This is a genomic window from Dysosmobacter sp. (assembly GCF_034093755.1).
Classification (GTDB): Bacteria; Bacillota; Clostridia; order Oscillospirales; family Oscillospiraceae; genus Oscillibacter.
In genome coordinates, this window is record NZ_JAXEBZ010000071.1 from 23850 (window position 1) to 31139 (window position 7290).

The window sequence follows — 7290 nt, forward strand, 5'->3', positions numbered from 1 at the left end:
TCTTATGTCAGCGACAGCACGCCCAGGGGCGTGTTTGCCGTGAAAAAGTGAAGCAAAACGGTGTCCGCCGCCGCGCCGGTGTCAAAGGACACGCCGAAGCGCCGCAGCACCCACACCGCCAGAAACAGCGCCAGCGCCCCCTCTATGAGGCCCACCGCGCCGCCGCCCAGGGCGTTGGCGGTGCTGAGCACCGGCAGCTTCATCGTCAGGTCCAGCAGCCGCGCCAGCAGCTTCAGACCCAGCAGCAGCGCCGCGAACACCAGCAGGAACAGTGCCACGTGGATGGTGGACTCCGCCACGCTCATGGCCACCGCCGTGATGACGGAGGCGCCGCTGTCGGCGATTTTCGTTTTGGCGGACTCCAGAATGCCCCGGGCCGGATCATCGTCCAGGCCCAGCAGGGCCAGCAGCTCCCCCACGGAGCTCTCCGCAGGCTGCTCCGGCGGCAGCTTCTCCTCCAGCGCCGTCTCCAGCTTCTCCTCCACCCGCTTCTCAATGGCGGGCTGGATGACGCCGGCGGCCACGGGGGTCAGGGTGTTGGCCGCCAGATTGGCACCCACCAGGGCCGCCACAATCACCGCCAGACCCGCCACGCTGCGGAACAGTCCCCGCCGCATTCCCACAATGAGGAACGCCAGCAGCACCGCCGCCACGATCACGTCTATTATAACAGCTGTCTCCAAAATTGCCTACCTCCCGGCTTGTAAACCTTTTATGAACACTCGCCCAATTTCTGTGTTCTTCGCCGCCCTCCGTCAGGGCAGGAAGATTCTGGCACTGTCGGAGGCCAGCAGCAGCGCCGAGCCGTCGGAGCGCATCAGCACGCCACGGGCGTAATCCGTGCCGGTGAGGCTGGCATACTCCTGCAGCTCCCGGTTGTACAGCACCAGCTTGTCGCTGTACAGCACCGCCGCGTACCGCCCGGCGGCGGACACCCCCAGCACCTGCTCACTGACGCTGAGGGAGGCGATCTCCTGCCCCTCGTCATCCACCGTCACCAGACGGCCCACGCTGCCGGACTGGTACCGGTTCAGCAGCAGCACGCTGAAATCCTCACCCCCCAGGTCATACTCCCGCAGGTACTGCCCCGCGAAGCTGTACACCGGGCCGTCCCCGTCCTTGCCGGAGAAGGCCAGGCACGTGTCGCTGAGGGCGGCAAACTGGCCGCCCCGCCCGGTCACGGACACCACCAGGCCGTCCCTGACCTCCCAGACACCTCTGGGTTCCTCGCTGTCCAGCGGGTAGAAGAGAATGCTGCTGACAAACACGCTGTCATCCTGGCCCAGGGTCACCGCCGCCAGCTCCCGGCAGCTTCCGTCCACGCAGGCCTCCGTCACGAACCGCTCCGAGGAGTGGAACACAAAAGTCTCCTTCATCTGATCGTTGTAGACGGTGACGCCGCCCTTGTATCCCTTCTGCTTGGCCGTGACGGCCATCCAGCCCTTTTCGTTGAGCGTCACGGAGATGTAAGGCTCCGCCGGGTCCGCCGTCAGGTGGACCACCTCTCCGGTGAGGTCCGCCACGTACAGCTCCGTGCCCCCCACATCATAGGCCGCCGCCCGGCCGCCGCCGGACACCAGCGCCGGATTCTCCATGGCCACCGGGACGGAGTACACCTCCTGCCCCCGGCCGTCCAGCACCCGGAACTCCGTGCCGGACAGCACCGCCAGCCCGTCGCCCACGGCGGCGCAGCGGTTTTTGGCCGACGGATCGTAGGTAAACCGCACCGCGCCGCTCTCCTGGCTGCCGCCGTAGGAGAAGTGCCGCCGCAGCACGTCAAGGCCGGTGCCGTCCCGGTAGGCGGCGAACACCACCACCGCCGCCACCGCCGCGATCACCAGCAGGAATGGCAGCACCCGGTGTTTCTTTTTCCGCTTGTTTTCATCCATTGAGCCGTTCATCCTCATACCAAAGCCTCGTCAGATACAGTCCCCCCGGCGGGACGGTAGGCCCCGCCAGACGCCGGTCGCCGCTGTCCAGAATCGCCGGAATGTCCTCCGGCAGGAATTTCCCTTCCGCCGCGTACAGCACCGTGCCGGTGATGGCCCGCACCATGTTGTACAAAAAGCCGTCGGCGCAGACCTTCAGTTCAATGAGGTCGCCGCTGCGGGTGACGTCGCACCAGTAGATGGTGCGGACGGTGGTGCGGGTTTCCGTGCCCACGGAGCGCACCGCCCGGAAGTCGTGAGTCCCCACAAACATATGGGCCGCCCGGTTGAGAAATTCCTCGTCCAGCCGTTTGGGGTAGAAATACGCCCGGTTGACATAAAACGGATTCTTGAATCGGGAGTTGTAGATGCGGTAGGTGTACTCCTTTTTGACGCAGGAGGTGGTGGCGTTGAAATCCTCCGCCACCTCGAAGGCCCGCTCCACGGCGATGTCCTCCGGGGTGTGGGTGTTGATGGCGAAGGGCAGCCGGTCCAGGGGGATGCGGGAGTTGGTGCGGAAGTTGGCGATGTACTTCTCCGCGTGGACTCCGGCGTCGGTGCGGCCGCAGCCGGTGACGTGGACCGGTTCCCCGGTGATCTGGCTGATGGCCTTCTGCAGCGTCTCGCAGACGGTGACGGCGTTTTTCTGGACCTGCCACCCGTGGTAGGCAGTACCGTTGTACATCAGTTTCAGTGCGATATTGCGCATTTCCTTCTCCTTCACTTTCACTCCGGCCAGATGACGCGCACGCCGCTCTCCGGCCAGCGCTCCGCCGTTTGCCAAGGTGAGACAATGTCCCAGGCGCGGAGGGGGAACTCATAGCGGAGCCCGTACTGGTCCGTGCAGGCAAAGCGCAGCTCCACCCGGTCCCCGGCGGCACAGGGCAGGCCGCCGAAGGATTCCAGATGCGTGTATCCGGAATACGTTCCCGGCTCCTCCATGGGCTCCGCCGGGGCCTCCACCGCCACGGCTCCGTTTTTCAGCAGACGGTACACCGGCTCCTCCACCGCCGCGCCGTCCGCCAGCGTCACGCTCTGGTGGACCAGGTACAGCCGTCCATCGCCGGACATGTTGTAGCCCATCTCACCCCAGTTCTCCGCCAGGCGCACCGGCAGCAGATCGTCCATGGAATCGTACCGGGCGATCTCCCGGGTGCGGCGCTGTCCGTCCTCCTCATAGACCACGGTGAAGGCCACCGGGCTTTCCTCCGCGTAGGGCAGCGTCAGCTCGCCGCAGACGGTGCCGTCGGTCAGCTCGTCAAAGCTGTAAGCCCCGGGCCACTGCTGGTTCTCCGCCGGGTCCACGTCGGGACGGTGGGCGATGGCCCGGTCCACCCGGATGTCCCGGCCCTCCGCCGGCGTGACGGAGACGCGGACCGTCAGCTCCCGGAGGGCGGTATCCACGCTGACAGGCGTGACGGACCAGTCCGTCAGGGCCGGCCCCTGAGAAATGGAGCGCTCCAGCGCCTCCATCTGCTCCCGCAGGTCCGAGGCCGCCTGCGTCTGCCGCTCCAGCGCCGCCGTCAGCGTGGAAATCTCCGTGTGCAGCGCGTCAAACCTCTGATTCTGCCGGAGGACTGCCGCCAGCAGGACCACGCACAGCGCCAGCGGCGCCCCATACAGCCACTTCTTCACAGCAATCTCCTCTCTGTCACTCCGGCCAGGTGACGGTGGGACGGTAGGACACCGGAAGCTCCTCCATGTCATCCCACCGCATGGCAATCCGCTCAAAAAACGGGAACTCATACCGCAGGCCAAAGGAATCCGTACAGGCGTAGCTGATCCGTATCCGGTCCCCGGGCGCGCACTCCAGACCGACGCCGTCCAGGATCTCCCCGTTCACTTCCACATCCGTACTATCCGGCATCTGCCGCCCGGTGAACACCAGGGTTCCGTTCCGGTAGACCCGGAACTCGCCGTCCGCGGCCTGTACCTCCCTGCCCGCTATGTCCATCAGTCCGGCGCTCCAGTCGCACTGGGAAAGGGTCTGCTCCCGGCTGCTGTAATGCCAGGAGGTGCTGCCCTGGCTGAGCCGCAGCGGCAGCAGTTCCGTGACGGAATCGCAGCTGAACAGCACCGTGTCGTCCTCCAGCCGCAACTCCAGCCCCATCTCCAGGTCCAGGGGAAAGGTCACCGTCTGTGTATAGGCTCCGCTCTCACTCCGGCGGAACCGCTCCTGCTTCCAGGCCATACGCCAGGGTTCACCCGGACGGCAAAAGCCGACCGTCAGGCTGCGTTCCGCCGCAGCCGGCAGCTCCGCGATCACATCCACACTCAGCAGCCGGTCCGCGGTGTTGACCGTCGGATTCGCAAATGTGACGGAGGGGGTCCGCCGGTCCTCGCCGGCCTGCAGCGCCTGCAAGGCGGCGTCCCTTTCCTCCAGGCGCTCCTTCCAATGCTCCGCTGTCTGCCGCTGTTCCGTCAGCTCCGCCTGCAGACGGCTGATCTCCCCGCTCTGCCGGAGCAGCGCCGCGGCCAGGACGGCGCACAGCGCCAGCGCCAGAAGCGCCGGCCCGTTCTTTTTCAGGAACCCCACCGTACCGTCTCCTCCCCTGTTTACAGGCCCAGGCGGCCCAGCACCATAATCACGATCATCAGCACCACGCCCACGGACAGTGCCACATAGTCCCGGCGCTCATATTTCAGCACATGGAGTCTGGTGCGGCCCTCGCCGCCGTGGTAGCAGCGGCACTCCATGGCGGTGGCCAGCTCGTCGGCCCGCCGGAAGGCGCTGATGAACAGCGGCACCAGAATGGGCACCAGGGCCTTGGCCTTCTGGAAGATGTTTCCGCTCTCAAAATCGGCGCCCCGGGCCTTCTGGGCGGACATGATCTTGTCCGTCTCCTCAATGAGGGTGGGGATGAACCGCAGGGCGATGGACATCATCATGGCCAGCTCGTGAACCGGCACCCGGAACCGCTTCAGCCCGTTCAGCAGCCGCTCCAGACCGTCGGTGAGGGAGATGGGGCTGGTGGTGTAGGTCAGCAGGAAGGTGCCCATAATCAGCAGCATGATGCGCACCACCATCCGGAAGGCGTTCCGCAGTCCCGCGTCGGTGATCCGCACAAAGCCGACGCGCACCAGCTCCGCGCCGGGAGTGAACAGCATGTTCAGCACGGCGGTGAAGAGAATGATGAACAGCACCGGCTTCAGTCCCCGCACCAGGGCCTTCAGGCCCACCCTGGAAATCCGCACGCACACCGCCAGCGCCAGGGCCGTCAGCCCGTAGGACACCAGTCCCCGGGCGCTGAACAGCGCCACGATATAAACCACCACCAGCAGGATTTTCGTCCGGGGGTCCAGCTTGTGGGCGGGGGTGTCGCCTGGAAAATACTGGCCCAGGGTAATGTCTTTCAGCATACCGCACCGCCTTTCTCCAGCTTCACCAGCTCCTCCCGCAGCTCCTCCACGGTGTACACCGCCGGGTCAATGGGCAGCCCCCGCTGCCGGAGGGCCATGGCCACCCGGGTCACCTCAGGCACGTCCAGTCCCGCGGAGATCAGCTCCTCCGCCCGGGCGAACACCTGGCGGGGCGTGCCCTCCATCAGGATGTGGGAGGATTTCAGCACCAGAATGCGGTCCACGTTCCGGGCCACCTCGTCCATGCTGTGGCTCACCAGAATCACGGTGTTGCCCCGGTTGCGGTGGAAGTCCCGGATGTTGGCCATCAGGTTCTCCCGGCCCGCCGGGTCCAGGCCCGCCGTGGGCTCGTCCAGAATCAGCACCTCCGGCTCCATGGCCATGACGCCCGCCAGGGCCACCCGGCGCTTCTGGCCGCCGGACAGCTCAAAGGGGGACTTCTCAAGCGTCTCGCTTTTCAGGCCCACCAGCTTGGCGGTCTCCCGGACGCACCGGTCCAGCTCGTCGCCGGTTTTGCCCATGTTGATGGGGCCGAAGGCGATGTCCTTGTACACCGTCTCCTCAAACAGCTGGTACTCCGGGTACTGGAACACCAGACCCACCCGGAACCGCACGTCCCGGATTTTCTTCGGCTCCGCCCAGATGTCCTTTCCGTCCAGCAGGACGCGGCCGGAGGTGGGCTTCAGCAGTCCGTTGAGATGCTGAATCAGGGTGGACTTGCCGGACCCGGTATGGCCGATGATGCCCAGGAACTCCCCCTGCTTCACCGTGAAGGACAGGTTCTCCACGGCGTTGCGCCGGAAGGGCGTTCCGGCGCCGTAGGTGTGGGTCAGGTTTTCGATCTGCAGAATGTCTTTCACCGTTGTTGTCTCCTCTTACTTCCCCGGAATGGCGTGGCAGATGGCGTCGGCGCACTCGTCCACCGTCAGGGCGTCCAGCGGCACGTCCATGCCGCTCTGGCGCAGGCCGTACAGCAGCGCCACGGTGTCCGGCACCGTCAGGCCCATGGACCACAGCTCCTCCGCCCGGACGAACACCTCTTTGGGGGTGCCGTCCATGGCCACCCGGCCGTCATCCATGACGATGACGCGGTCGGCGTCCTCCGCCTCGTTCATGTGGTGGGTGATCAGCACCACGGTGATGCCCTTCTCCCGGTTCAGCCGGTGGACGGTGGACAGCACCTCCTGGCGGCCGATGGGGTCCAGCATGGCGGTGGCCTCGTCCAGCACGATGCACTCCGGCTCCATGGCGATGACGCCGGCGATGGCGATGCGCTGCTTCTGGCCGCCGGACAGAAGATGGGGGGCGTGCTTCACGAACTCGAACATGCCCACCGCCTTCAGCGCCTCGTCCACCCGGCGGCGGATCTCCTCCGTGGGGACGCCCAGGTTCTCCGGGGCGAAGGCCACGTCCTCTTCCACCACGTTGGCCACAATCTGGTTGTCCGGGTTCTGGAACACCATGCCCACCCGCTGGCGGATGGCCAGCAGCAGCTCCTCATTCAGGGTGTCCATGCCCTCCACGTACACATGGCCTCCCGCCGGCAGCAGCACGGCGTTGAAGGTCTTGGCCAGGGTGGATTTGCCGGAGCCGTTGTGGCCCAGCACCACCACAAAGCTGCCCTTTTCAATGGACAGTGACACCTCCCGCAGAGCGACAGTGTCCCGTCCCCCCTCCTCCGGGGCCGGATAGGTGAAGGAGAGGTCTTTTGTTTCGATCATCGTTGCCATAAGCATCCATCGCTTTCGTAGAGTTGAGCGCAGAATTGAGCACAAAATTTTCGCGGAGCGAAAACAAATTGGAATTATTTTCGCCGCGGCGTGTACGTGGCGAAAATACCTCGACCCGTGCGCCTTGGGCGCACACACCAGTCCGCAGACTGGTGGAAACAGCCGAAGCGCCGCCAGCGGCGGATAGAGCGAAGCTGTTTCGAGGAAGCGGCACGATTGGCGGCCCCAACGGGGCCGGGAATCGTAATGCCGCGACGGTGGATTGCGCCCGT

At 65.5% G+C, this 7290-nt stretch carries 8 protein-coding genes; all 8 read right to left on the reverse strand.

The window, feature by feature from the left end; all coding sequences use genetic code 11:
* Positions 1–2 precede the first annotated feature (2 nt).
* The 8 genes from SOX55_RS09575 to SOX55_RS09610 all read right to left on the reverse strand — a co-directional run bounded on the left by SOX55_RS09575 (position 3) and on the right by SOX55_RS09610 (position 7018).
* Complete coding sequence (locus SOX55_RS09575; protein ID WP_325287222.1) at positions 3–683, reverse strand: CvpA family protein; 681 nt, start codon at positions 681–683, stop codon at positions 3–5.
* Positions 684–755: 72 nt separating this feature from the next.
* Positions 756–1889, reverse strand: a complete 1134-nt coding sequence (locus SOX55_RS09580) for a DUF5711 family protein (RefSeq protein ID WP_325287223.1) — start codon at positions 1887–1889, stop codon at positions 756–758.
* On the reverse strand, positions 1882–2637 hold the full coding sequence (gene truA / locus SOX55_RS09585) for a tRNA pseudouridine(38-40) synthase TruA (protein WP_325287224.1): 756 nt from the start codon (positions 2635–2637) through the stop codon (positions 1882–1884). The genes SOX55_RS09580 and truA overlap by 8 nt, the downstream gene beginning before the upstream one ends.
* Before the next feature lie 17 nt (positions 2638–2654).
* A complete protein-coding gene (locus SOX55_RS09590) occupies positions 2655–3563 on the reverse strand; it encodes a hypothetical protein (RefSeq protein WP_325287225.1) in 909 nt (302 codons plus the stop codon).
* Between the two features lie 16 nt (positions 3564–3579).
* Positions 3580–4464 carry a hypothetical protein gene (locus tag SOX55_RS09595; protein WP_325287226.1) on the reverse strand — a complete coding sequence of 295 codons (885 nt, stop codon included), beginning with the start codon at positions 4462–4464 and terminating at the stop codon, positions 3580–3582.
* 20 nt (positions 4465–4484) lie between these two features.
* Positions 4485–5288 (reverse strand): energy-coupling factor transporter transmembrane component T family protein, encoded by an 804-nt coding sequence (locus SOX55_RS09600; RefSeq protein ID WP_325287227.1) that lies wholly within the window; start codon positions 5286–5288, stop codon positions 4485–4487.
* Positions 5282–6148, reverse strand: a complete 867-nt coding sequence (locus SOX55_RS09605; RefSeq protein WP_325287228.1) for an energy-coupling factor transporter ATPase — start codon at positions 6146–6148, stop codon at positions 5282–5284. The genes SOX55_RS09600 and SOX55_RS09605 overlap by 7 nt, the downstream gene beginning before the upstream one ends.
* A 15-nt stretch (positions 6149–6163) precedes the next feature.
* The gene (locus tag SOX55_RS09610) at positions 6164–7018 is read right to left on the reverse strand and encodes an energy-coupling factor transporter ATPase (protein WP_325287229.1); all 855 of its coding nucleotides are present in this window, start codon (positions 7016–7018) and stop codon (positions 6164–6166) included.
* Positions 7019–7290: the final 272 nt, after the last annotated feature.